Consider the following 24,418-nt stretch of genomic DNA (forward strand, 5'->3'; position numbering starts at 1 on the left):
AAAGACAAGGTTCCGGAGGACCCAATGGAAACGCAACCCCAACTCGACATCGATTTCGTCCGGAGCCAGTTTCCCGGCCTCGATCATGGCTGGGTGTTTTTCGATAATGCCGGCGGCTCGCAGATCCTGAAACGCGCCGTCGAGCGGATCAACACGTTCCTCTACGACAAGAACGTCCAGATCGGCGGCAGCTACGATGTTTCGCAGCAGGCGGCCAAGGCGTTGATGGACAGCCGCATCGCGGCGACCCATCTGGTCAATGCCGCGCGGCCGGAAGAGATCGTCTTCGGCAGCTCGACGACGGTGCTGCTTCAGAACCTGGCGCGCTCGATGCGCAGCCAGCTTGCGGCCGGCGACGAGATCATCGTGACGATTTCCGATCACGAGTCGAATATCGGCCCCTGGGACGGGCTGCGCGACATGGGCGTCGTCATCAAGTTCTGGCCGCTCGATACCACGACCTACGAACTCGATATTGCCGAGCTCAAGCCGCTGCTGACCGAGAAGACCAAGCTCGTCTGCGTGACGCACGTCTCGAACATTCTGGGCGCGATCAACCCGATCGCAGAAATCGCCGAGGTCGTCCACGCCCATGGGGCGCGCATCTGCGTCGACGCGGTCGCCTATGCGCCGCATCGCGCCGTCGACGTGCAGGCCATGGATGTCGATTACTACGTCTTCAGCTTCTACAAGACCTATGGTCCGCATTACGCGATGATGTACGGAAAGTACGAGCATCTCTTGGAGCTCGATCCGCTTTACCACTTCTTCTATGGCCGCGACAAAGTGCCGGGCAAGCTGGAGCCGGGCAATCCGAACTATGAGCTTGCCTATGCGGTGACCGGCATTGTCGACTATCTCTGCGAACTCGGCACGAAAGCCGGTTCGAAGGGCTCGCCGCGCGAACAGATCCTGGCCGCCTTCGAAGCAATCACCGTGCAGGAAAACGCGCTGACCGAACGTCTGCTATCCTATCTGCGCAGCCGCAACGACTGCCGCATCATTGGCGAGACCGCCAACCGCAACGGCAGGCGCATTCCGACGATCAGCTTCGTTTTCGAAGGCCGGAATTCGGAAGATATCTGCAAGGCGATGGACGCCTACAAGATCGCCATCCGCTTTGGCGATTTTCATGCGCGCCGCCTCGGCGATCATGTCGGCCTGCCGCAATATAACGGCGCCGTGCGCGTTTCCATGGTTCACTACAACACCATCGGTGAGGTCGACCGGCTGATCGCCGCGCTCGATGAGGTCCTCGCCGATCAGAAGAGGGGCGCTGCCTGAATGCATTTCGACACGATCATCAAGAACGGCACCGTCGTTACCGCCAGCGATACGTTTCAAAGCGATGTCGGCATTCGCGACGGGAAGATTGCGGCACTTGCGGCCTCTCTTGATGGCGCGGACGAAATTATCGATGCCTCAGGCCTCTATGTGATGCCGGGCGGGATCGACAGCCATGTCCATCTCGCCCAGCCATCAGGCGACGACATCGTCATGGCCGACGACTTCGCGAGCGGCACGCTCTCGGCAGCCTTCGGCGGCAACACCACGGTTCTGACCTTCTGCATGCAGGAGAAGGGCACGACGCTGCGTGAATCGCTGAAGGCCTATCATGCGAAGGCCGAGGGCGAGTGCTATATCGACGTGTCGTTTCATCTCGTTGTTACCGACCCGACATCCTACGTGCTCGGCCAGGAGCTGCCGGCGCTCGTCGAGGATGGCTATACCTCGCTCAAGGTTTTCATGACCTATGAGAACCTCCGCCTGCGGGACGACCAGATCCTCGATACGCTGGATAGTGCCAGGCAATCCGGCGCGCTGGTCATGGTTCACTGCGAGAATGAGGATGCGATCCGCTATCTCATCGGCAAGCACGAGCAGAACGGCGAGCTCGCGCCGAAATTCCACGCACTGAGCAGGCCGGCCGCCGCCGAGCGCGAGGCGACGCATCGCGCCCTGTCGCTCGCCGAAATCGTCGGAACGCCGATCGTTATCGTCCATGTCTCGAACCGGCAGGCGATGGAGGAAATCGAGCGTGCCCGCAAGCGGGGCAGCAAGGTGGCGGGCGAGACCTGCCCGCAATATCTGCTTCTGACCGCCGATGATCTCGATGCCGCCGAACTCGAAGGCGCGAAATTCGTCTGCTCGCCGCCGCCGCGCGACAAGGAAAGCCAGGAGGCCTGCTGGGAAGGGCTGCAGAGCGGCACGTTTGAGCTCTTTTCCTCCGACCATTGCCCCTTCCGCTACGACGATGACAGCGGCAAGCTGAACGAGAAAGGCAAACGGCATTTCCGCTGGATCCCGAACGGCATCCCAGGCGTCGAAACGCGGCTCCCCATCCTGTTTTCCGAAGGCGTCAGCAAGGGCCGCATCGACATCAACCGCTTCGTCGCTCTGTCATCGACGAACCACGCGAAGCAATATGGCCTCTATCCGCAGAAAGGCACGATCGCGATCGGCTCCGACGCCGATATCGCGCTATGGGATCCGCAGAAGCAGGTGACGATAACCAACGATATCCTGCACCATGGGGCAGACTATACGCCCTATGATGGTCTCGATGTCCGCGGCTGGCCGGTCAGGGTGCTCCTGCGCGGCAAGACGATCGTCGACGGCCCGTCCTCGACCGGCACGCTGGGGCAGGGCGCCTATCTCAAGCGCAAGCGGTCTAGCTAAACGCTGCCTATTTCAGCGGAGCTTGCGGCGCCAACCGCCGCAAGCTCCGTTTCGATTCCGTCATGCCCCGCGCAGGTGGGCAATATCCTTCATCGCCTTGTCCGCGGCTTCGAGCGCCTGGTCGATATCATCGGCCTGGTGGGCGCTGCAAAGGAACATGTTGTGCTTCGGATGCAGGTAGATGCCATAGCGGAGCGCGGCGGCGCAGAAGGCGTTGGCGATCTGCAGGTCCGGGTCGTCCTGGAAGCGCAGCATCGGCATCTGGACGGGTCCGGTCTGGTGCAGAACGAAGCCGTGCCCTTTGGCGATCGAGGCAAAGCCGTCGCGGAAGCGGGCGCCCATCGCTTCGATATGAGCGAGCGCGTCGGTTTCCTTCAGGATGCCGATGGTCTTGATGCTGGCCGCCATCGAGGCGGAGCCATACCAGAAGGAACCCGTCGTGAAGATCTTCGAGGCGCCGTCCAGCATCCGGCGGCTTCCGGCGACGGCGGCGAGCGGCCAGCCGTTGGCGATCGCCTTCGAATAGGCGCCGAGATCCGGCTTGACGCCGTGCTTGGCCCAGCTGCCCCTGACATCGAGGCGGAAGCCGGCGCGGACGTCGTCGAGGATGAGGGCGGCACCCGTCTTGTCGCAGATGCTGCGCGCATGCCTGAGGAAGGCCGGATCAGGCATTTCCTGATCGCGGTTCAGGTCGTGGCGGAAGGCGGTGAGCAGGATGGCGGCGAGATCGTCTCCGGCTGCGGCGACCGCCTCGTCTAGGCTCGCGGCATCATTGTAATCGAAGAGAATGACATGGGCGCGGTCTTCGGTGGTGACGCCGACGACCGAGGGCGAGCACCACGGCACCGCTCCGTGATAGGAGCCGCGTGCGACCAGGATCTTGCGCTTGCCGGTCGTGGCACGGGCGACCGTGACGCAGGTGGTCGTGGCGTCGGTGCCGTTCTTCTGGAAGAGCGCCCAGTCGGCGTAATCGATCGTATCGACGAAGAGCTCGGCGAGCTCGACCATCTTTTCCGTTGGGCCGTTATTGATGTCGCCATTGGCGATTTCGGCGAGCGCGGCCGCATCGACTTCGGCGTTCTTGTAGCCGAGGAGGTTCGGACCCCAGGCGCACATGAAGTCGATATATTCATTGCCTTCCGCGTCCCAGACGCGGCAGCCGTCGGATTTCGAGAAGAACTGCGGATAGCCGGGGCCGATCGCGCGGGTTGCCATATGGCCCCACATGCCGTTCGGGACGACCTTGCTTGCGCGCGCAAGCAGCTCGCTGTCGCGGCTGTTGTTCAAGCTATGCTCCATTTCATTCTCCCTGCATTGTCATGGCGCCGGGGGCGCGGATCGCTTTGATGACGTGATTGAGTTCTGGCGGGCGGGTGTTGGTGAAGAGGCAGGTCACGAGGCGCGCACGGGTTGGCGGCCGTAAGTCTTGTAGCGCTCCTTGACCTCCACGAGATCGTCCGGCGTCAGCACCACCGGCTGCGAGAAGGAGCGGCAGAGGATGTACTGGCGCGCCAGCGTCTCCAGCTTCACCGTGCGCCCGAAGGCTTCCGCGACCGTTGCGCCGACCGCGACCATGCCGTGGTTGGCAAGCAGGCAGGCCGTCCGTCCCTCGATCGCCTCGACGGTGACGCCGGCGAGCTCCGGCGAGCCGAAGGCCGCATATTTCGAGCAGCGGATATCGTCGCCGCCGAAGCCGGCAATCATGTAGTGGAAAGCCGGAAGCGGCTCGCGGGCGCAGGAAAGCGCGACGCAATTATCCGGATGCGCATGGACGATCGCCTGAACTTCCGGGCGGGCCTTGTAGATCGCGGCATGCAGCGCCCATTCGCTCGAGGGCGTCATCTCGCCGGACCAGGCGCCGTCGAGATCCATCTCGACGATCATCTCGTTGCGCAGCGACTTCGAGGGAACGCCGGTCGGCGTGATCAGCATGCCCTTATCCGTCCTGACGCTTATATTGCCGGAGGTGCCTGCATTCAGGCGAAGCGCCTCTGCTTCTCTCGATGCGTCGACGAGCGACTGGCGAAGGTGTTCGGACGTTTCAGTCATGGATCAGCCTTTCGGGGGCCAGCGGGTTAGAATGGGTTCCTCGACGATTGGGCGGCGCATATCGTCCAGCGCCGAAGCGAAGAGGTCGAGGCTGCCGAGCTTGCCGGATTTCAGCATCAGCGCGATCGCGACGGGTTGGGTGGCGACGGCCCGGGAGAACCCGGGCTCGCGATAAGGGCCGGGCTGCATGTCGCTGATCCCAAGAGCCCTGACGATGGCGCCCGATGTCTCGCCGCCGGCGACGACAAGACGGCGCACGCCGAGGCCCAGAACAATCGCCTTGGCGATCTCCGAGAGGATTTCCTCGGCGCGGGCAGCGATTTCAAGGCGGCCGTGCTCCGCCTGCAGAGCGTCGATGCGTTCCTGCGGCAGCGCGGTACTGATCGCGAAGCTGCGTCCATCGGCGATCGCAGCGGCTGCGAACTGGCGGGCCTCTGCGATGAGGTCATGGCCCGTATAGGCGCGGGCGATATCGAGTGTGCAGGCCGGATTGCTGCGCGCGAACTCCGTCAGCTGGGCAGCGCTTTGCGGCGCGACACTGCCGACGAGCACTGCGCCCGGCCCATCGACACCGGCGAGCCGGATCGTCGAGGGCTCGCTCGCCAATCCCTGCTCCAGCCAGACCGGAGGCAGATGCGCGGCGACCGAGGAGTTGCCGGTCAGCAGGCGCATATCGGCGGCGGCGCGGGCGAGTGCGGCCAGATGATGCTCGTAGAGCGTATCGGCGATGAACAGCGATTTCCCAGACCGTTCCGCCTGGTCATGGATACTGGCGCGGATCGCTTCCGGCCCCTTGTCGACCACCGTGTAATCGACAAGCCCGACGGAGCGGCGGCTCTGCGCCTGCAGGACGCGGGCAAGGTTCGAATCCGTCATCGGCGTCAGCGGATCGAAACGCTTGGGGGATTCTCCGAGAAGCTCGGCGCCGCCGAACATGTGCCCCTGGAAGACGGTTCTGCGCGTCTCGCAAAGGGCGGGAACAAAGAGCGCCTTGCCGATCCCGAGCCGCTCCATGATCGCCTCGGCGCAGGGGCCGATATTGCCTGCCGGCGTGGAGTCGAAGGTGGCGCAATATTTGAAGAATATCTGCCGGGCACCGTGATCGAGAAGGATATCCAGGGCGCTCATGGCCAACTGGACGGCCTGATCGACCGGAATGACCCGCGACTTGAGCGCGATGATATGCGCCATCTCGACCTTCGCCGGCCGGCCGGTGCCGACGGAGAGCGAAGTGGGGATGCCGCGTGCGACCAGCATGGAGGCGAGTTCGAGGCCGCCGGTCAGGTCGTCGGCAATGACGCCGAGGAGCAGCGGGTGCGTATTTTCTCCTGCAGCCATCACGCCACCGCCTTGTCTGCTTCGATATCGGGGAAGTGGCACGCGACCTGATGGCCCTGTTCGATGTCGGCGAGTTCGGGAACGGCGCTCGCACAGACGTCCTGCGCTTTCCAGCACCGCGTCCTGAACGGGCAGCCGGAGGGAACGTTCAGTGGGCTCGGCACATCGCCTTTCAAAGTGATCCGCTGGCGTTCGCGTTCGATATCAGGATCGGGCAGTGGCACGGCTGACAGCAGCGCCTTGGAATAGGGGTGCGCCGGCCGCTCATAGATATTCGCGGCCTCGCCGATCTCGACGACCCGACCGAGATACATGACGGCGACGCGGTCCGAGACGTGGCGCACGACCGCAAGATCGTGGGCGATGAACACGTAGGAAATGCCGAGCTTCTGCTGCAATTCGTCGAGCAGGTTGAGAACGCCTGCCTGAACCGAAACGTCGAGCGCCGAGACCGGTTCGTCGAGCACCAGGATTTCCGGGTTAAGGGCGAGCGCACGGGCGATCCCGACGCGCTGTCGCTGGCCGCCCGAAAGCTCATGCGGGAAACGGTCGCCGTGCTCCGGCGCCAGGCGCACAAGGTCCAGCAACTCGGCAGCCCGCTCCAGTGCCGGCTTGCCGGTCATGCCGATTAGGCGCAGCGGCTCGGCGATGATGTCACGGATGCGCATACGGGGATGAAGCGAGGCGAGCGGGTCCTGGAAGACGATCTGCAGGTGGCGGCGGAACTGCCGCATCTCGTCGGCCGAGAGCGTCGAGAGGTCGGTGCCCTTGAAGCGGACTTCGCCCGAAGTGGGCTCGACAAGCCTCAGCAGGCAACGGCCGAGCGTCGATTTCCCGCAGCCGGATTCGCCGACGAGCCCGAGCGTTTCGCCCTTCAGGAGATCGAAGGAGACGCCGCCGACGGCCTTGACTTCGCGAACGGACTGCCAGCCGAAGAGGCCGCCCTTGACCGGGAAGTTCTTGGTGACGGCGCGAACGGTCAGGACCGTTTCGGGCGCGCCGGATTCTGGTTTGCTGGCAGGCTTCATGAGTGCCTCACGCTTGGGATCGGTTGCTCGGAGGCGATGGTCTGAAGCTCGGCGGCGAAATGGCAGGCGCTCATGACGCCATCGGCTTGCCGGAGCGCCGGCTCCTGCGACCGGCAGATGTCCTTTGCCATCGAACAGCGCGGATGGAACGGACAGCCCTGCGGACGGGTGCTGAGCAGCGGCGGGCTGCCTGGGATCGGCTGGAGCGCGCCTTCCTTGCCGCTGATGGTCGGCAGACAGGAGAGAAGCCCGCGCGTATAGGGATGGCGCGAGTTGTAGAAAATCTCGCGAACCGGTCCCTTCTCCATCACCTTGCCGGCATACATGACGATGACGGTATCCGCCGCCCCGGCAACGACGCCGAGATCGTGGGTGATCAGCACCAGCCCCATCGAGAATTGCTTCTGCAGGTCCTTGAGGACTTCGAGGATCTGCGCCTGCACGGTGACGTCGAGCGCCGTCGTCGGTTCGTCGGCGATCAGCACTTCGGGATTGTTGGCGACCGCCATGGCGATCATCACGCGCTGGCGCATGCCACCCGAAAACTCGTGAACATACTGGTTGGCGCGCACCTCCGGCTGCGGGACGGAGACGAGCGTCAGGAGCTCGATCGCCTTCTGCCTGGCGGCCGACGCCGACATGCCGGGATTGTGGAGGCGCACCGCCTCGGCGATCAGCTTGCCAACGGTGATGACGGGGTTCAGCGCCGTCATGGGATCCTGGAAGACGAGGCCGATCTTGCTGCCGCGCAGCCGCTGCATGCGGCGCTCGGGAGCGCCGATGAGTTCCTCGCCGCGCAGCTTGATCGAGCCCGAGACTTTCGACTGCGTCGGGGCGAGGCCCATGACGGCGCGCATGGTGATCGACTTGCCGGAGCCGGACTCGCCGACGATGCCGACGACCTTGCCGGCTTCGGCGACGAAATCGACACCGCGGACGATCTCGACGCCGTTGCGCAGCGTTACCTTGAGATCGTTGACTTCAAGCAATGGTTCGGTGTTGGCCATCGATCAGTGCTCCCTGGGATCGAGGATGTCGCGCAGGGCGTCACCGATGAAATTGAACCCGAGGCCGAGCGACAGGATCGCGATGCCGGGACCGAAGGCGACCCACCAGGAATAGAAATGCGCCGCGCCATCGGAGATCATCGCCCCCCATTCGGGGCTCGGCGGCTGGGCGCCGAGGCCGATGAAGCTCAGCGATGCGGCGAGCAGAACGACCTGGCCAAAATCCATGGTGGCGCTGATGATCGTCGGCGTCCAGGAGAGCGGCAGGATGTGCTTGGTGAGCAGCCGGAAGGACGTGGCGCCGCTGGCGCGTGCCGCCTCGATATGGTCGCGCGAGATGACATCGAGCACCTGTCCGCGCATCAGCCGGGCATAGACCGGCCACCACACGGCGATCACGGCGATCGCGGCATTCTGCAGGCCGGGGCCAAGCGAGGCTGCGACGGCCATGGCGAGCAGAACCGGCGGAAAGGCGAGCGTGACGTCGACGAGACGCATGATCAGCCCGTCGACCCAGCCGCCGAAGAAGCCGGCAATGGCGCCGAGTACCGAGCCGATGGCCACGGAACAGACCACGACGACGACAGAGATGGCGATCGAATAGCGCGCACCGTAGAGCGTGCGCGTCAGCACGTCACGGCCGAGCGCGTCGGTGCCGAGCCAGTGCTGAAGGGAGGGTTCCAGCAGTTTCCGGCCGACGATCTTCAGCGGATCGTAGACGCTCCAGATATCGATCGTCAGCGCGACGAAGACCCAGAAGAAGACGATGGCGAGGCCGATCGTCAGGACCGGGCGTGTCGTGATGACCGAGAACCGCTGTGTTGAGGTGCTTATCGACAGAGACATCGGATCATCCCAACTTCAGGCGAGGATTGGCGAAGGCATAGGCCACGTCGGTGACCAGGTTCGTCAGCAGGAAGGCGGATGCGCCGATGAGAGAGACGCCGATGATCGCCGGGTAATCGAGCGTGCGGGCGGAATCGACGGCATAGGAGCCGATGCCCGGCCAGGCGAAGACCGCTTCGGTCAGCACCGCACCGGTGATCAGGTAGGCGAAGGAGTAACCGATGATCGTCAGTGTCGGGATCATCGCGTTGGGAAGCGCGTGGCGCAGCAGCGTGCGCGCCTCGCCAGCGCCCTTGGCCCGGGCGGCGAGAATGTAGTCCTGCCCGAGCGCATCAAGCATGCTGGCGCGCACCAGGCGGGAGATGATGCCCGTGACCGACCAGCCGAGCACGAAGGCGGGCAGGACGAGATGCTCCAGCGCATTGAAGAAGGTGGCGAACTGGCCGGCGATCAGCGCGTCGATCGTGTACATTCCCGTGACGAATTCCGGTGCGACGGCGCGCGCATCAAGGCGTCCCGGTCCGGGAATGACGCCGAACTTGACGGTGAAAAGATAGAGGAAGAGCAGGCCGGACCAGAAGACCGGGACCGTCGAGCCGAACAGCGCGAAAAAGCGCGCCAGATAATCGGCAGGCCGGTCGCGGAACCGGGAGGCGACGACGCCGAGCGCGATACCGCTGAGGGTGCCGAACAGCATGGCGAAGATGACGAGCTCGAGCGTCGCGGGCAGGCGCTCGGCGATATCGGTCAGGACCGGGCGGCGCGTGCGGAACGAGATGCCGAGATCGCCGGAAACGAGATTCTTGATGTAGACGGCATATTGTTCGGGAACGCTCCGGTCGAGGCCCCATCGCTGCTTGGCGGCGGCGACGACTTCAGGATTGTTCATCTGCCGCTCGCTGACGAGAGCAGAAAGCGGGTCTGCCTGGGTGAAGTGCGACAGCAGGAAGGCGACCGTTGCCACGCCGAGCAGCAAGAGGGGAATGGAGATCAGCCTTCGAAGAACATACCGGGTCATCTGACGGAAACTTTCCTGTTACTATCCGCCGCGGGTTGGGCCTGCGGCGGCCGTACCGTTTCTCTGCAAGCGGCATTCTACTGCTACAGCCGCGCCTGCCCAATCGGCTGCGCAAGATGCGCTTCCGCGAAGGGTTCGATCCGGGCCAGACGGCTCTGGTTGCCGGAGGCTGATGGCCTCCGGCAAAGCGGCAGCAGATGGTCAGCCGTTGCTTAGTCGGCCTTGATGTCCGAGAGGACGATGTTGCAGCAGGCCGAGAAGCGCAGGCCGGAGACGCCCTTGCGGGAAACCAGCACCGCATCGGGAGCGACGATCGGCACGATCACATGGTCGGTGGCCATGGTCTCGCCGAGCTTGCCGAACAGTTCGGCGCTCTTGTCGCCACCGGCAGAGAGAGCTTCCGCCAGGATCTTCGGCGTTTCCGGATTGGCAAGTGCCGGGTCGGCCTTGCCGCCGGCGCGCTTGTACCAGACGGTACCGTCCATCATCGCGAAATACTGGACGTATTGCGAAGAGCCGTAATAGTCAGGGGCGAAGAAGACGGCGGTCAGCGGAATGCCGTCGCTGTTGATCTTCTCGCGCCAGACCGAGAATTCGACCGGCTTGAGCTCGAGCTTGATGTTGATCTCGGCCAGATCCTGCTGGATCTTCTGCATCATCAGCGAGTAGTCGACGCCGTACTGGTTGACGTTCGGGTAGGTCGCGTCGAGCGTGAAGCCGTCGGTCACGCCTTCTTCGGCCATCAGCTTCTTGGCCTTCTCGACGTCATATTTTGGCGCCTCGCCAGTTCCGCTGCCGGGGAAGCCGGTCGGGATCGGCGAGCTCAGGCGCTTGCCCTTGCCGTCGACGGTCAGGTCGATGATGCCGTCATAGTCGATGGCGCTGGCAATCGCTTCGCGGATCTTGGCATTCAGCGGGTGCGGCAGGTTCTTGGCGCCGGGGCTGATGGCGATATAGACCATGTTGAAGAACGGCTTGGTATCGACGATGATATCAGGATTGGTGATGTTCTTCGCCGTGGTCGGATCGACCTGCGTGGCGATATCGGCGCTGCCGCTTTCTAGCAGCTGCGTCTGGCTGACGGCATCCTTGGTCTGCAGGAAGACGAATTCGCCGACGGCAGGCTTCTTGGCCCAGTAGTTCTCGTTGCGCTTCAGGCGCAGTTCGTGGTCCGGGCTGTAGTTCGACAGAACGTAAGGGCCGGCGCCTGCCGAATTGGCGAGCAGCCACTGTTCGGCGGTGTCCTTGGCGCTCGCATCGGCTCCGGCATCGCCGCCGTGCTGCATGACGAGATCGGAATTGATGATGCCGGCATAGGGGGCCGTCAGCGATCCCACGAATTCGGAGTTTGCCGCCGAGAGCGTCACGACGACGGTTGCAGCGTCCGGGGCTTCGATCGAGGTGACGTTGTCGAGAAGGTAGGCCATGCCGCCCTTCATGTTCTTCAGGCGCTCGAGCGTCCACTTGACGTCCTTGGCCTCGACGGCGGAACCGTCGGAAAATTTCGCGGCCGGATCGAGCTTGAAGGTGATGACCTTCTGGTCGGCGCTCGCGCTCCATTCCTTGGCGAGCGACGGCACGAGCTTGTTGTCGGGCGAGAGATCGACGAGGCGGTCATAGACCGAGCTCAGGTAGATTTGACAGGTGTCGCAGAAGGCCCTGGAGGGGTCGAGCGAGTTGAGGTCCATGTCGCGGGCAATCACGACGGGCTTGCCTGCATCCTGCGCAAAACCTGCGGTGGGGGCGGCGAGAACCGACGCAAAAAGCGCGGCCGCAATCGCCGTCGCGCCCGCATATCGGCGCTTGTTGGTAAAATGAAATTCCGGCATTTTGAGTAACATTGAATATACTCCCGTTCCACCACTGAGGCTTTGTGCGCGCCGATCTTTGTTGCGTTTTGTGGTCTGCGCAGGTGGATAATGGCACCGATCTTTTCGGACCAAATTGACAATCGCGAACCATATCGTGCAATAAACGAATACAAATGTCGCTTTATTCATCATGTTTCTGTGATGCCTGCGGTTAGGAAAATGGACGCTACCAGCAGCCTTGTGAGCACGCTTCCGGATGGTGCCGAACGCCGGAGATCGATTGCCGTAATCGTGGGTAGAGAGCCCTCGCTCCATAGTATTCTTGTGGCTGTCGAGCCGTTCCGCGCTGCCAACCGGGTGGGCAAGGCGCAGCTCTTCAGCATCGATTTCATGCCCGGCGATCCGCGCGATACGCCGAGCAGCATGGACATCGCCGTGCCGCGAACGGCGACCTTCGACGACCCCAAGAAATACGATCTGATCCTGCTGATGTTCACCTATACGGTGGCAGATGAGGCCAAGGGAAAGCTGTTTCGCTGGCTGCGGCGGCAGGCGGCGGGCGGGGCACATCTCTGCGGCATGGATACCGGGCCGCTGGTGCTTGCCGAGGCCGGATTGCTGAACGGCTACACCGCTACGGGACACTGGACCGGCATGGCGTCACTGAAGGAGCTGGCGCCCAGCGGCACGATCGTCGAGCAGCTCTATGTCATAGACCGCAACCGCTCGACCTGTGCCGGACAGGCATCGAGCCTCGATTGCTCGATGGCGCTGCTCCGGCGTATGTGCGGCGACACGCTCTATCATCTCGTCTGCAACGAGCTCGTCTATACCGCGCCGCGCGCTGCCGAGACGCGCCAGCGCGAGATCGTCAACGGCCAGTCCTGGCTTGCCAATCCGATCCTGCTGAAAGCGCAGCGCATCATGCAGGAAACGGTCGAGGATCCGCTCGATATGGATGGTGTGGCAGAGCGCTGCGGGGTTTCGGCGCGGGAGCTTCAATATCTCTTCAAGCGCTATCTCAATACCAACCCGAAGAAGATGTATATGGCCTTCCGTCTGCAGCACGCGAAGGAGCTGTTGCTCTATAGCTCGATGAGCATCCGCGAGACCGGGCTCGCCAGCGGCTTTGCGACGCCGTCAGCCTATTACCGTGCCTTCCACGCCGTTTATCAGAAGAGCCCGCAGGAATATCGCGGCGATTTCGCCAAGAACCGCTCGGCAATGTACGGCCGCAATCTCTACTGACGCTCTTCGCTCTCCAGCATCTCCCAGCCGCCGGACAGAAGGTCGCTATGTTCTCCAAGACCCGGGGAGCGGCGTGATGTGTCGAGCGAGGCGTCCGAGAAGACGATCGGCGTGCGGATGCCGGGCGCGCCGTCGTTTTCGACCACCATGCCACGATGCAGGATCTGCGGGTCGGTGAAGACATCGGTGAGGTCGTTGATCGGACCGGCGGGTACGCCTGCGCGTTCCAGACCGGAAAGCAGCTGATCGCGGGTGACGCGCCTGGTCTGCAGCTCCAGAATCTCGGTCAGGGCGGCGCGGTTGTGAACGCGGCTCGGATTGGATGTGAAGCGCGGATCCGCGGCGAGCTCGGGAACGCCCAGGATCGCTGCGAGCTTGGCAAACTGGCTGTCGTTCCCGCAGGCGATGATGACGTCGCCATCGGCGACCGGAAAGACCTGGTAGGGGGCGATATTCGGATGGGCATTGCCGAGACGCTTCGGCGAGACGCCGGAGGCAAGATAGTTCATGCCCTGGTTGGCGAGCACCCCGACCGTGCTGTCGAACAGCGCCATGTCGATATGCTGGCCAACGCCGGTTCTCTCGCGCAGGGCCAGCGCAGCCTGGATGGCGATGACGGAATAGAGGCCGGTGAAGATATCGGCAAAGGCAACGCCGATCTTCTGCGGTTGGCCCTCGGGCTCGCCGGTCAGATGCATGATCCCGGCCATGCCCTGGACGATGAAATCGTAGCCGGCGCGCGAGGCATAGGGGCCGGACTGGCCGAAGCCGGTGATCGAGCAATAGATCAGCCGCGGATTGATCTCCTTCAGCGCCGCATAATCCAGCCCGAACCTGGCAAGGCCGCCGACCTTGAAGTTCTCGATCAGCACATCGGCGCCGCGGATCAGCTCTTTGATATGTTCGAGATCGCCGGGTGCATTGAAATCGGCGGTGACGCTGCGCTTGCCGCGATTGCAGGCGTGGAAATAGGCGGCCGTCGTTTCCTGGCCGGCTTCGACGAAGGGAGGCCCCCAGCGTCTGGTGTCGTCACCCTCTGGGGATTCGATCTTGATGACGCTGGCGCCGAGATCGGCAAGCGTCTGTCCGGCCCAGGGGCCGGCCAGAATGCGTGCGAGTTCGACCACTCGTATTCCGCTGAGGGGCGTTGCCATGTCTGTGTGGCTCAGAAGAAGGCCTGGATGTCCGTCTGGGCGCGGCCGAGGATCAGCGCATGGACGTCATGCGTGCCCTCGTAGGTGTTGACCGTCTCCAGGTTTTGCGAATGGCGCATGACGTGGAATTCGATCTGGATGCCGTTGCCGCCGTGCATGTCGCGGGCCTGGCGGGCGATATCCAGCGCCTTGCCGCAATTGTTGCGCTTGACGATGGAGATCATTTCCGGGGCCATCCTGTGCTGGTCCATCAGCTGGCCGACGCGGAGCGACCCCTGCAGGCCGAGCGCGATTTCCGTCTGCATGTCGGCGAGCTTCTTCTGGTAAAGCTGCATGCCGGCGAGCGGCTTGCCGAACTGCTTGCGGTCGAGGCCGTATTGGCGGGCGCGGAACCAGCAGTCTTCGGCCGCTCCCATGACGCCCCAGGAAATGCCGTAGCGGGCGCGGTTGAGGCAGCCGAACGGACCCTTCAGGCCAGAAACGTTGGGCAGCAGCGCATCTTCGCCGACTTCGACGCCGTCGAGCACGATCTCGCCGGTGATCGAGGCGCGCAGCGACAGTTTGCCGCCGATCTTCGGCGCCGAAAGACCCTTCATGCCTTTTTCGAGCACGAAACCGCGGATCTCGTTGTTATGCGCTTCCGACTTTGCCCAGACGACGAAGACATCGGCGATCGGCGCGTTGGAAATCCACATCTTGGAACCGCGCAGGCGATAACCGCCCTCGATCTTTTCGGCGCGGGTCTTCATGCCGCCCGGATCAGAACCTGCATCCGGCTCGGTCAGGCCGAAGCAGCCGATCAGATCGCCCGAGACGAGGCCCGGCAGATACTTCTTCTTCTGTTCGTCGGAGCCGTAGGCATAGATCGGGTAGATGACCAGCGAAGACTGGACGCTCATCATCGAACGGTAGCCTGAGTCGATGCGTTCGATTTCGCGGGCGACAAGGCCGTAGGCGACGTAGGTGGCGTTGGCCGCACCGTATTCTTCCGGCAGCGTGACGCCGAGGAGGCCGGTCTGGCCCATCAGCTTGAAGAGGCCGGCATCGGTCTGTTCGTCGAGATAGGCTTCCTGGACGCGCGGCAGCAGCTCGGCCTTGGCGAAGGCGGCCGCCGAGTCGCGGATCATCCGCTCATCTTCGGAGAGCTGTTCGTCGAGCAGGAAGGGATCGCTCCAGGTGAAAGCGCTGGAGGACTTGCGGGCGGTATTGGGAGAACTGGACAAAAGCGATCCTCGCGGCAAACGACGTGATACCATTCGAGTTTATGCATTTATCAATTGCGCGCTAGCCACGAAAACCATAATTACACATAAGTTGATGTATGGTATGCATAGGCTAGAGATGCGCCAGAGACGATTTCTTCCCCATATCAGCCATCTCTCGGCCTTCGAGGCGGTGCTGCGGAACGGCTCTACGGCCGCGGCCGCCCGGGAGCTGAACCTGACGCAGAGCACGGTCAGCCGGCTGATCCAGACGCTGGAACAGCAGCTCGGCCGGGCGCTGTTCGAACGGCACAAGCAGCGTCTCGTGCCGACCGAGGCGGCGCAGGCCTATGGCCGCGACATTACCCGCGCACTCGACCTGATCCAGCGCGGCAGCATGGAATTCTCGGCTAATCCTGGCGGCGGCACGCTGACGCTAGCGATCCTGCCGGCTTTCGGCACCCGCTGGCTGGCGCCGCGGCTCGGCGGCTTCCTGAAGGATCACCCTGGGATCAACGTCAATCTGGCGACGCGCCTCAAGCGCTTCAATTTCGCCGCCGAAGGCTTTGACGCCGCAATCCATTTCGGCACTGCCGACTGGCGCGAAGCTGATCATCTCAAGCTCTTCGACGAGCGCCTGACGGCCTGCATTTCACCATCGCTGCTGCAGGAAAGGCCGGTCGGCAAGCCCGAGGATGTGCTCGACCTGCCGCTGCTGCAGCTGGAGACCCGCACCAGCGCCTGGGCGATCTGGTTCGCAGCGCAGGGCATCAAGCCGCGCGGCGTCACCGGCATGCTCTTCGACCAGTTCGCCACCATGACCCAGGCCGCCATCGCCGGCCTCGGCGTGGCGCTGCTGCCGGATTATCTGGCGAAGGACGAAATCCAGGCCGGCCGGCTCCTGCCGCTCCTCAAGCCGTCCCTCACCGGCACCGGAACCTATTGGCTCGCCTGGCCCCAATCGCGCGCCAGCTACCCGCCGCTCGTGTCGTTTCGCTCATGGCTGGCGAAGATAGTGGACGAGAGCCCTTGGGGCATCGCGGACTAGCCTTAAGCCACCGCCAGCTTCCGCTGTGCCGACAGTGCCCGGATGCAGGTCAGCGCCAGGATGATCACCGGCAGGCAGACGAGGTAGGAGGAGCGGATGCCGAAATGTTCGGCGACGAAGCCGAGGAGTGGCGGGGCGAGGAAGAACACCACGAAGGACATCTGCGCGAGGGCCGCGACGTTGAGATGCGAGGCGCGGTCGCGGCGCTGGGCAGCCGCCGAGACTGCAAGCGGGTAGACCGCGCTGCAGCCTGAGCCCATCAGGGCGAAGCCGAGGAGTGCCACATATTCATGCGGTGCCAGCCAGACGGCGGCGAGGCCTGCGGCCGACACCAGAAGCAGCACGAAGGCGACGTTTCGCGAGCCGAAGCGGTCGACGAACGGGTCGGCGAAAAGGCGGGTGACGGCCATGAAGAAGGTGAACAGCGTCAGGCCGAGACCACCGATGAAGGGCACGGACTGGAAGACGTCGCGCATGTAGATCGCCGACCAGTCGATGCCGGCACCCTCGACGAGGAAGGCCGCGATACCGATGGCGCAAAGCGGCAACAAGCCGCGCGTCGGCAGCGCGATGTGGCCGGCATCCGCATGTTCGGCCGTCTGGCGCACCGGCGCGTTCTGCATGCCTGAAATGGCTATGGTGCCGACCACGAGGACGAAGGCGAAGGTCAGGCCGAGATGCATATGGACCGAGACTTCGGCCTGGCGAAGAGCCGCCGATACCAGCGCGGTGACGAAGAAGCCCAGGCTCCAGAAGCCGTGGGCGCGGTTCATCACGCCCTTGCCGAGCCTTGCCTCGACGCGGTCGATCTCGACATTGAGATTGATCTCCAGCGCGCCGGCCAGCAGGCCTTCGCAGAAGAGGATCGCGAAGACGAGGGGCGCGCTGCCCGCCCAGGGAACGAGCGCCAGCAAAGCGGAGGTCCCGAGAACGGTCAGGAATGCGGTCTTGCGGGCGCCGAAGCGGGCGATCAGCGGCGAGGAGAAGGTCAACGACACCAGCGCGCCGATCGCCGCACCAATCAGCGTCAGCCCGAGTTCCGATTTATCGACCCGCAGGCTCTCCTGCAGGTCGGGCAGGCGTGATAGCATCGCGCCCATGGAGACGGCGAACAGGAAGAAGCAGATGTAGATCCGCTGCTGCGGCTGGATTGACATGATGCCTCGCGGTCTTCGGCTGATGGTTGCGCCCGCTTCAGGGCGTACAAAGAGAAGTCGTCAGTAGCACAGGAAACCGGATCGGTGGAAGGCCGCTAACATATTGCTAAAATTTGAAAATCCGTGTTGCTTTCATGCTACGGTCTTCGGCGCTGCAGTCACCGCTCTCCTGTCGTTCTTCACGCCCGTCATCGGCATCCGCACCGCGGTTGCGCAGGAGAGCGCACAGATCTGCGAGAGAAAGCCGTTCGAGCAGCAGTCCTATATCGTCTGCTCGCCGGACGCCGCCAAGGGCAGTTTACAGCTCTTCTGGAAAGGCGCCGATGGTCAGCCCTACCGGACCTTCTCGCAGCTGGCGGACAGTTTGACGGCGAAAGGGAAGACGCTGGTCTTCGCGATCAATGCCGGCATGTATCAGCCGGATTTCACGCCGCTCGGTCTCTATGTCGAGAACGGGCAGGAACTTCGCCCGGCCGAGACGGGCACCAGGACGAGCGAGCCGGGCACCAGGACGGGCGAGCCAGGCAAGATCCCGAATTTCTACAAGCAGCCGAATGGCGTTCTCTATTGGGGCTCAGCCGGGGCTGGCATCCTTTCGACTGGAGACTTCATCAAGCAGAAGCCGGCTGCGGAATTCGCGACGCAATCCGGTCCGATGCTGGTGATCGACAATAGGCTGCATCCGGCTTTGATCCCCGGTTCGTCTGACCGCACGCGGCGGAGCGGCGTGGGTGTCTGTGACGGCGGCAAGGTCCGCTTTGCGATCAGCGAAGACAGCGTGAACTTCCACGATTTCGCCCGCTTTTTCCGCGATGGCCTGCATTGCCCGAACGCTCTCTTCCTCGATGGCGGCAATGGCAGCGGCCTCTTCAATCCGGCGCTCGGCCGCAATGACTATTCCTGGCACGGCGGATATGGGCCGATCGCTGGATTTGTTCAGTAAGCGATCCAGATAATGACCTTCAGAGCCCCGCATTCCGGCCAATAAATGCACAGGCGTGCAAAAAGTGCATTTTTGTCATTGCCGTGTCACGCGGCAGCGATAGCTACCTCCCGAAAGGCTCGCCGGGGAGCAGCCTGCAGAAGAGGAAAAAGGTCATGAACAGACGCGAATTTCTTATCACTTCGTCGGCCGCAGCGGGCCTCCTGGCAATGCCGCGCTTTGCTTCTGCAGCCGGAGAGACGATCGATCTCTATAGCGGTTCCGATGCTCAACATCATCGATTTCTGGTCGAACGTCGTGGTTCCGGCCTTTTCAAAGGCTCATCCCGAGCTGGCGATCAAGGTCACCGATGCCGGCGACAATACCGGTCTTCGCGCCATCGCCGACCGCGGCCTCGCTGCTCTGAAGAGCAAGACCGATCCGCAGGCCGACATTTTCGAGCATTTCGACCCGCGCCTTCCGGCTGGCGGCATCGATGCCGGCCTCTGGGTCAAGTTCTCGGCCGAGAACATCGAGGGCTTCGATCACGTCAACCCGCTGAGCGTCGATAGCGAATATTCGCTTCCCTACCGCGGCTCGCAGGTTCTGCTCGCTTACGACACGACCAAGCTCGACCCGAAGAACGCGCCGAAGACCTGGGAACAGCTGACGGCCTGGATCAAGGCGAACCCGGGCCAGTTCATCTATAACCGTCCTGACAAGGGCGGTTCCGGCGGCAATTTCGTTCGCCGCGCCATCCATGAAGCCAATGGCCGCGACCCGAAGAAGTTCACCGTCGACAACTTCACCGCCGACTATGCCAACCAGACGCTGACGCCGGCCTGGAAGATCCTCACGGATCTTGCGCCGTCGCTCTACGAAAAGGGCGCCTATACCGCCGGCAATACCCAGTCTATCCAGCTTCTGGCACAGGGCGTCGTCACCATGACCCCCGTATGGTCCGACCAAATCCTGCAGGCGATCGCGCAGGGCGTTCTGCCCGAGACGACCGGCCTCGTTCAGCTGAGCGATCTCGCGCTCTGCGGCGGCTTCTCGCGCATGACCGTCTTCTCGAACGGCGCTCACAAGGATGCCGCGCTGAAGCTCGCGGCCTTCCTGCTCACCAAGGAGATGCAGGAAGCGATCATCACCGAGATCGGTGGCTTCCCGGGCGTTTCCTGGGATCACATCTCGGACGAACTGCGCAAGAAATACGCTGACGTCATCCCGACGACCATTCCGGTCTTCCCGAGCGGCGATTGGGAAACCAACATCAATGACGGCTGGTACCGCAACGTCGCTCCGAACATCAGCCGCACCTGATGCGCAGACGGATACCGGTACAATCGCCGGCGCGTGAAGGCGCGCCGGCCAAGAGTGCCTCGGCGGGGCTGCTTTTGGTCGCCCTGCCGGTTCTGCTTCTCGGCTGGCTGATCGTCTACCCGATCATCTCGGCGGTCATGGGCACGATCTTCGTGCGCCAGGCGGATGGAAGCTCTCAGTTTTCGCTCGCCTCCTACCAGTTCTTCTTTACCGATAGCTACAGCCTCGCCAATCTCTGGGTCACGCTCTGGACGACCTTCGTCTGCGGCCTGCTGCTCGTCGTCATCGGCTTGCCGATCGCTCTCTACCTGCGTTTCTCGCAGGGACGGCTTGCCGGCTATGTCCAGGGGCTGGCGATCTTTCCGATGTTCGTGCCGTCGATCATCCTGTCCTACGCGCTGATCCGCACCATCGGCCCGAACGGCACGGTTGATATCCTGTTGAATGCCGTCGGCCTGCCGAAGCTGCCGTCGCCTTATCTGACGCCCTGGGGACCGGTGATCGGCCTCGTCTGGGACAACCTGCCGCTGACCGTGCTGATGCTGACGGCCGGCCTCAGCAGCATCTCGAAAAGCTCGATCGAGGCCGCACGCGACGTTGGCGCCAAGCCTTTCCGCGTCTTCATATCGATCATCATGCCGCGCATGGGCAATTCGTTGCTGGTCACCGCATCCTTCGCCGTTCTCGGCATCTTCTCGTCCTTCACGCTGCCTTACGTGCTCGGTCCCGCTTCGCCGGAGATGATGGGGCCGTTCATGCAGCGCACCTTCTCCGACATGAACGATCCGCTGAACGCGCTGACGCAGGCCGTCATCTCTTTCGCCTTCTGCCTCATCTTCGGTATCTTCTACGTGCGTTCGATTGCCAGGAACCGGGAGGGCCGCCGATGACGCCGGTTGAAAACACCGCTTCACGCGCCGGGATCGACTGGATCGGCATCTGCTTCGCAGTCCTTCTGACGCTGTTCATCGCATTGCCGCTCGTCGTCGTCGGCACTTGGGCCTTTACCGAGGTTTGGCGCTATCCCTCGGTCATTCCGCAGCAGTTCGGCCTGCGCTTCTGGCACCAGACGCTGTCGCGCGCCGATGTCTGGGATGCGCTGACGCTGAGCCTGCGGCTGACGGCGACGGTCACCGTCCTTTCGGCGATCATTTGCCTTCCTGCTGCCTATGCGTTCGCACGGATGAAGTTTCCGGGCCGCAACATCCTCTTCCTGTCCTTCCTGGCGTCGCACGCCTTTCCGAAATTCGGCCTGCTGGTCGCGATCGCCGGCATTTTCCTGCAGCTGGGGCTGATCAGCACCTTCTGGGGCGTCGTGCTGATCCAGTTGGTCGGCACGTTGATGCTGATGATCTGGATTCCCGTCGCGGCCTTTCAGAATGTCGATCGCCGGATGGAAGAGGCAGCGCGGGATGCGGGCGCCACGCCGCTTCGGGTCTTTTGGTCGATCACCCTGCCGCAGGCGGGACCGACGATCGCCGCCGCTCTGCTTCTGACCTTCGTCGGCACCTTTTATGAAACCGAGGGCGCCTGGCTGATAGGCGCGCCCGAGATCCGCACCATGCCGGTGCTGATGATCACCTTCATCAACAACCAGATCGTCGTTCAATATGGCGCCGTGCTTTCGGTGATGCTCTGGGTGCCGTCGTTCATCGCCTTGATGTTTGCCCGCCGCGTCGTCGGAACAGGTGCATTCGCCCGGGGCTTCGGTGCATAATATGATTGGGTTCTGCCCGAAGAGAGGCTGCTAATGGCACGTTTGACGATCAACGGCGTTTCGAAGAGCTTCGGTACGTCTTTCGCCGTGCGCGATTTCTCGCTCGATGTCGAGGATGGCGAGCTGGTCTGCCTTCTCGGCCCCTCCGGCTCCGGCAAGTCGACGTTGCTGCGCATGATCGGCGGCTTCGAGCGCCCGACAGGCGGTTCGATCCTGATCGACGCCAAGGATGTCACCGGCCTCCCGCCGGAAAAGCGCCCGACCGGCATGGTGTTCCAGAGCCATGCGCTCTGGACGCATATGGACGTGTTCAACAACATCGCCTTCGGCCTGAAGCTGCGGCATTTGCCAAAAGCGGAAATCCGCGACCGCGTCGAAGGCGCGCTCGAACTCGTCGGTCTTTCGAATTACGGCAAGCGCCAGACGACCCAGCTTTCCGGCGGGCAGCAGCAGCGCGTCGCGCTGGCGCGTTCGCTGGTGCTGGAGCCGAAGATATTGCTGCTCGACGAGCCCTTCGCCAGCCTCGATCAGCATCTGCGCGAGCGGTTGCGCGAAGAGGTCAAGGATATCCAGCAGCGGTTCGGCATCACCACGCTGTTCGTCACTCACGGGCAGGATGAGGCGCTGGCGCTCGCCGATCGCATCGTCGTCATGCGCGACGGCGGCACGGAGCAGATCGCGCCGCCCGATGTCATCTATCGCGAACCGCAGACCGCCTTTGTCGCGGGCTTCATCGGCTCGATGAATTTCGTCCGCACGACCATCAGGAACGGGATCAGCGAGCATCCGGCCTTTCCGCTCACTGTTCCTGTCAGCGACGGTGAGGTGGAGATCGCCTTCCGGCCCGAGGCGCTTTCGCTTTCGCCTTCCGAGAAGAAGGCCGCATCGGTGCATCGGACGATCGATTTCGGCACCCACAAGCTTGTCGATATCGATCTCGCCGACGGCAGCCGTCTGAAATCGATGACCGCGCCCGATACCAATTGGCCGAAGGGCAGTTTTGTCGAGCCGAAAGTTGCAGCCTACTTCGCATTCCGCGATAACGGCCTCGTCTATCAATCGCCGCAAGCCGGCCATCAGGGACAGAGGCAAGTATTCGGTCATGTCTGACACCAAGGGCGTAGCAATCAAGACGGACGGGCATCTCACCTGGCTGAAGTGGCACCGCGGCCACCGGCAGGCCGGTGATATCTCCTTCACGCGCCAGCGGATCGCCGAGGGCATGGCGCTTGGCGCGAGCGTCGAGATCGATCTCGTCTGCTTTGCGGGCGACGGCTTTGCCGTCCTGCATGACGACGTGCTGCATCCAGCGACGACGGGGGAGGGCGCTGTCGCCGATGCCTCGCCCGACTATCTCCGCAGCCTCTATCTTCGCGACCACAAAGGCCAGCCGACCGGCAATCCGGTCATGCTGATCGACGATCTCGGACGCTTGCTCGAGGAGATCGATTGCCATCCGGAGGCGGTGCTGCAGCTCGATCTCAAGGAGTATTCCGTCCGCATCAGCGAAGCTGATGTCGCCGCGTTTGCCAAGGCGATCGCGCCGGTGGCGAAATCGGTCATTCTTTCAGGAGGTGATGCGGTGGCTGTCGAGCGTTTGTCGCGCGCCGTCCCGGCCATGCCCGTCGGCTACGATCCCTGCCATGACGGCGCCATCGAGCGTCTCATGGAAAGCCGCGATTTCGCGGGCTTCGTCGCCGGCGCAATTGAAGCATCGCCGAAGGCAACGATGATCTATCTGCATCACAAGCTGGTGCTATTTGCCGATGCGGCGGGCTTCGACATGATCGGCGCCTTCCACCAGGCGGGCCGGACGATCGACGCCTATACGATCAATCGCGCCATTCCCGATGTCCTGCCGGATGTTCGCCGCCTGCTGGCGCTGAAGGCCGACCAGATCACCACCGATGACCCGGTTGGCCTCGAGGCATTGATCGCGTCCAGTCACTAGCCTTCGCGCAAGCCGTCCACGAGCCAGGAATGGACCGCGGTGTTTGCCGCGAGGATATCGCCATTCGGCGTTACCGGGCCGCCCGAGAAGGCGGAAACATTGCCGCCCGCTTCTTCGACAAGCAAGGCCGATGCGCCATAGTCATGCAGTGACAGGCCATCTTCGAAGAAGCCATCGAGGCGGCCGCAGGCGACATAGGCGATGGAGAGTGCTGCCGAGCCCAGCCGTCTCACACCGGCCGTCTGATCCATCAGCCGCTGCAGGGCCGACAGATAGGTTTCCTTCTTCACCGCCTTGACCTGGCCGGGAACAGGAAGACCGGCACCGATCAGGACGTTCTCGATGTCTCCATTGTCGATGCAGCTGATCTTCTCGCCGTTGAGATAGGCGCCGCGGCCCGCTTCGGCGCTGAAGAGTTCGTCGAGCATCGCGTCATAGACCACGCCGGCGACGACCTTGCCATGTTCGGCAATCGAGATCGTCATGCCGAAATGCGGAATGCCCCAGGCATAGTTCGTGGTGCCGTCGATCGGATCGATGTAGATGACAGGCGTATCCGGCCCGGCCTGACGGTTGCCGACCGCTTCCTCGCCCTGGATCGCATAATCCGGGAAGGCCTTCACCATCTCATCGACGATGATGCGCTCCACGGCGACATCGATTTCCGTTTGATAATCGCGCGGCGCCTTGGCGAGCATCTCGGTAATGCGGCGGCGCTTGAGCGAGGATCTGGCGAGCTCACCCGCCTTGAGGACGGCGCTTGCGAGCAGCTGAAGGCGTTCTGAGGCGCCTGGCGGGAGGCGATGTTCGGCACTGGGAGATGTCATGGGAACCTGTGGGGAAGGATTCTATTCCATTTGCATGCCGACCCATTGCAGAGGGACATGACAGTTTTGCGACCCTAAAGCCGAAATGCCTTA

21 protein-coding genes and 1 pseudogene are annotated in these 24,418 nt (G+C 63.0%); 10 read left to right on the forward strand and 12 right to left on the reverse strand.

The window, feature by feature from the left end:
* Positions 1-24: 24 nt before the first annotated feature.
* Both ABIE40_RS23980 and hydA read left to right on the forward strand, forming a co-directional pair.
* Entirely contained in the window at positions 25-1,284 is a 1,260-nt protein-coding gene (locus ABIE40_RS23980) for a cysteine desulfurase-like protein (RefSeq protein ID WP_199628210.1), read from the forward strand.
* Positions 1,285-2,679, forward strand: coding sequence for a dihydropyrimidinase (gene hydA, locus ABIE40_RS23985; protein ID WP_199628209.1), 1,395 nt, complete (start codon positions 1,285-1,287; stop codon positions 2,677-2,679).
* Between the two features lie 60 nt (positions 2,680-2,739).
* Here hydA and ABIE40_RS23990 read toward each other — a convergent pair whose 3' ends face one another.
* From ABIE40_RS23990 to ABIE40_RS24025, 8 genes are all read right to left on the reverse strand, one after another.
* On the reverse strand, positions 2,740-3,978 hold the full coding sequence (locus tag ABIE40_RS23990; protein WP_112711117.1) for an aminotransferase class III-fold pyridoxal phosphate-dependent enzyme: 1,239 nt from the start codon (positions 3,976-3,978) through the stop codon (positions 2,740-2,742).
* 93 nt (positions 3,979-4,071) lie between these two features.
* Positions 4,072-4,728, reverse strand: a complete 657-nt coding sequence (locus ABIE40_RS23995; RefSeq protein ID WP_199628208.1) for a class II aldolase/adducin family protein — start codon at positions 4,726-4,728, stop codon at positions 4,072-4,074.
* Positions 4,729-4,731: 3 nt separating this feature from the next.
* Positions 4,732-6,066: a 3-oxo-tetronate kinase gene (gene otnK, locus ABIE40_RS24000; protein WP_199628207.1), complete on the reverse strand. Its 1,335-nt coding sequence runs from the start codon at positions 6,064-6,066 to the stop codon at positions 4,732-4,734.
* Positions 6,066-7,094: an ABC transporter ATP-binding protein gene (locus tag ABIE40_RS24005; RefSeq protein ID WP_112711114.1), complete on the reverse strand. Its 1,029-nt coding sequence runs from the start codon at positions 7,092-7,094 to the stop codon at positions 6,066-6,068. The genes otnK and ABIE40_RS24005 overlap by 1 nt, the downstream gene beginning before the upstream one ends.
* The gene (locus ABIE40_RS24010) at positions 7,091-8,101 is read right to left on the reverse strand and encodes an ABC transporter ATP-binding protein (RefSeq protein ID WP_112711113.1); all 1,011 of its coding nucleotides are present in this window, start codon (positions 8,099-8,101) and stop codon (positions 7,091-7,093) included. The genes ABIE40_RS24005 and ABIE40_RS24010 overlap by 4 nt, the downstream gene beginning before the upstream one ends.
* Before the next feature lie 3 nt (positions 8,102-8,104).
* Positions 8,105-8,947 (reverse strand): ABC transporter permease, encoded by an 843-nt coding sequence (locus ABIE40_RS24015; RefSeq protein ID WP_199628206.1) that lies wholly within the window; start codon positions 8,945-8,947, stop codon positions 8,105-8,107.
* 4 nt (positions 8,948-8,951) lie between these two features.
* The gene (locus ABIE40_RS24020) at positions 8,952-9,965 is read right to left on the reverse strand and encodes an ABC transporter permease (RefSeq protein ID WP_112711111.1); all 1,014 of its coding nucleotides are present in this window, start codon (positions 9,963-9,965) and stop codon (positions 8,952-8,954) included.
* 212 nt (positions 9,966-10,177) lie between these two features.
* Complete coding sequence (locus ABIE40_RS24025; RefSeq protein ID WP_354541131.1) at positions 10,178-11,806, reverse strand: ABC transporter substrate-binding protein; 1,629 nt, start codon at positions 11,804-11,806, stop codon at positions 10,178-10,180.
* 189 nt (positions 11,807-11,995) lie between these two features.
* Between ABIE40_RS24025 and ABIE40_RS24030 the strand changes: the two genes are divergently transcribed.
* The gene (locus tag ABIE40_RS24030) at positions 11,996-13,024 is read left to right on the forward strand and encodes a GlxA family transcriptional regulator (protein ID WP_199628205.1); all 1,029 of its coding nucleotides are present in this window, start codon (positions 11,996-11,998) and stop codon (positions 13,022-13,024) included.
* Here ABIE40_RS24030 and ABIE40_RS24035 read toward each other — a convergent pair.
* Positions 13,018-14,178: a CaiB/BaiF CoA transferase family protein gene (locus tag ABIE40_RS24035; protein WP_199628204.1), complete on the reverse strand. Its 1,161-nt coding sequence runs from the start codon at positions 14,176-14,178 to the stop codon at positions 13,018-13,020. The genes ABIE40_RS24030 and ABIE40_RS24035 overlap by 7 nt on opposite strands.
* Positions 14,179-14,189: 11 nt before the next feature.
* Positions 14,190-15,401: an acyl-CoA dehydrogenase gene (locus tag ABIE40_RS24040; protein ID WP_199628203.1), complete on the reverse strand. Its 1,212-nt coding sequence runs from the start codon at positions 15,399-15,401 to the stop codon at positions 14,190-14,192.
* A gap of 118 nt (positions 15,402-15,519) precedes the next feature.
* Between ABIE40_RS24040 and ABIE40_RS24045 the strand changes: the two genes are divergently transcribed.
* Positions 15,520-16,428 carry a LysR family transcriptional regulator gene (locus ABIE40_RS24045; protein WP_199628202.1) on the forward strand — a complete coding sequence of 303 codons (909 nt, stop codon included), beginning with the start codon at positions 15,520-15,522 and terminating at the stop codon, positions 16,426-16,428.
* Positions 16,429-16,430: 2 nt separating this feature from the next.
* Here the strand turns inward: ABIE40_RS24045 and ABIE40_RS24050 are convergent, their stop codons facing one another.
* Complete coding sequence (locus tag ABIE40_RS24050; RefSeq protein ID WP_199628201.1) at positions 16,431-17,585, reverse strand: MFS transporter; 1,155 nt, start codon at positions 17,583-17,585, stop codon at positions 16,431-16,433.
* Positions 17,586-17,754: 169 nt separating this feature from the next.
* On the opposite strand from ABIE40_RS24050, the gene ABIE40_RS24055 reads away from it, so the two are divergent.
* From ABIE40_RS24055 to ABIE40_RS24080, 6 genes and pseudogenes are all read left to right on the forward strand, one after another.
* Positions 17,755-18,528 carry a phosphodiester glycosidase family protein gene (locus tag ABIE40_RS24055; RefSeq protein ID WP_199628376.1) on the forward strand — a complete coding sequence of 258 codons (774 nt, stop codon included), beginning with the start codon at positions 17,755-17,757 and terminating at the stop codon, positions 18,526-18,528.
* Positions 18,529-18,683: 155 nt separating this feature from the next.
* Positions 18,684-19,830 (forward strand): annotated as a pseudogene (locus ABIE40_RS24060) (extracellular solute-binding protein).
* Positions 19,830-20,720: an ABC transporter permease gene (locus ABIE40_RS24065; RefSeq protein WP_199628199.1), complete on the forward strand. Its 891-nt coding sequence runs from the start codon at positions 19,830-19,832 to the stop codon at positions 20,718-20,720. The pseudogene ABIE40_RS24060 and the gene ABIE40_RS24065 overlap by 1 nt, the downstream one beginning before the upstream one ends.
* Entirely contained in the window at positions 20,717-21,547 is an 831-nt protein-coding gene (locus ABIE40_RS24070; protein WP_199628198.1) for an ABC transporter permease, read from the forward strand. The genes ABIE40_RS24065 and ABIE40_RS24070 overlap by 4 nt, the downstream gene beginning before the upstream one ends.
* Positions 21,548-21,580: 33 nt before the next feature.
* The gene (locus ABIE40_RS24075; RefSeq protein ID WP_199628197.1) at positions 21,581-22,657 is read left to right on the forward strand and encodes an ABC transporter ATP-binding protein; all 1,077 of its coding nucleotides are present in this window, start codon (positions 21,581-21,583) and stop codon (positions 22,655-22,657) included.
* A complete protein-coding gene (locus ABIE40_RS24080; RefSeq protein ID WP_199628196.1) occupies positions 22,650-23,498 on the forward strand; it encodes a glycerophosphodiester phosphodiesterase in 849 nt (282 codons plus the stop codon). Before ABIE40_RS24075 ends, ABIE40_RS24080 begins: the two co-directional genes overlap by 8 nt.
* Here ABIE40_RS24080 and ABIE40_RS24085 read toward each other — a convergent pair.
* Positions 23,495-24,325, reverse strand: a complete 831-nt coding sequence (locus ABIE40_RS24085; protein ID WP_199628195.1) for an inositol monophosphatase family protein — start codon at positions 24,323-24,325, stop codon at positions 23,495-23,497. The genes ABIE40_RS24080 and ABIE40_RS24085 overlap by 4 nt on opposite strands.
* Positions 24,326-24,418 lie beyond the last annotated feature (93 nt).

It is taken from the genome of Rhizobium sp. OAE497 (assembly GCF_040546565.1).
Taxonomy (GTDB): Bacteria; Pseudomonadota; Alphaproteobacteria; order Rhizobiales; family Rhizobiaceae; genus Rhizobium.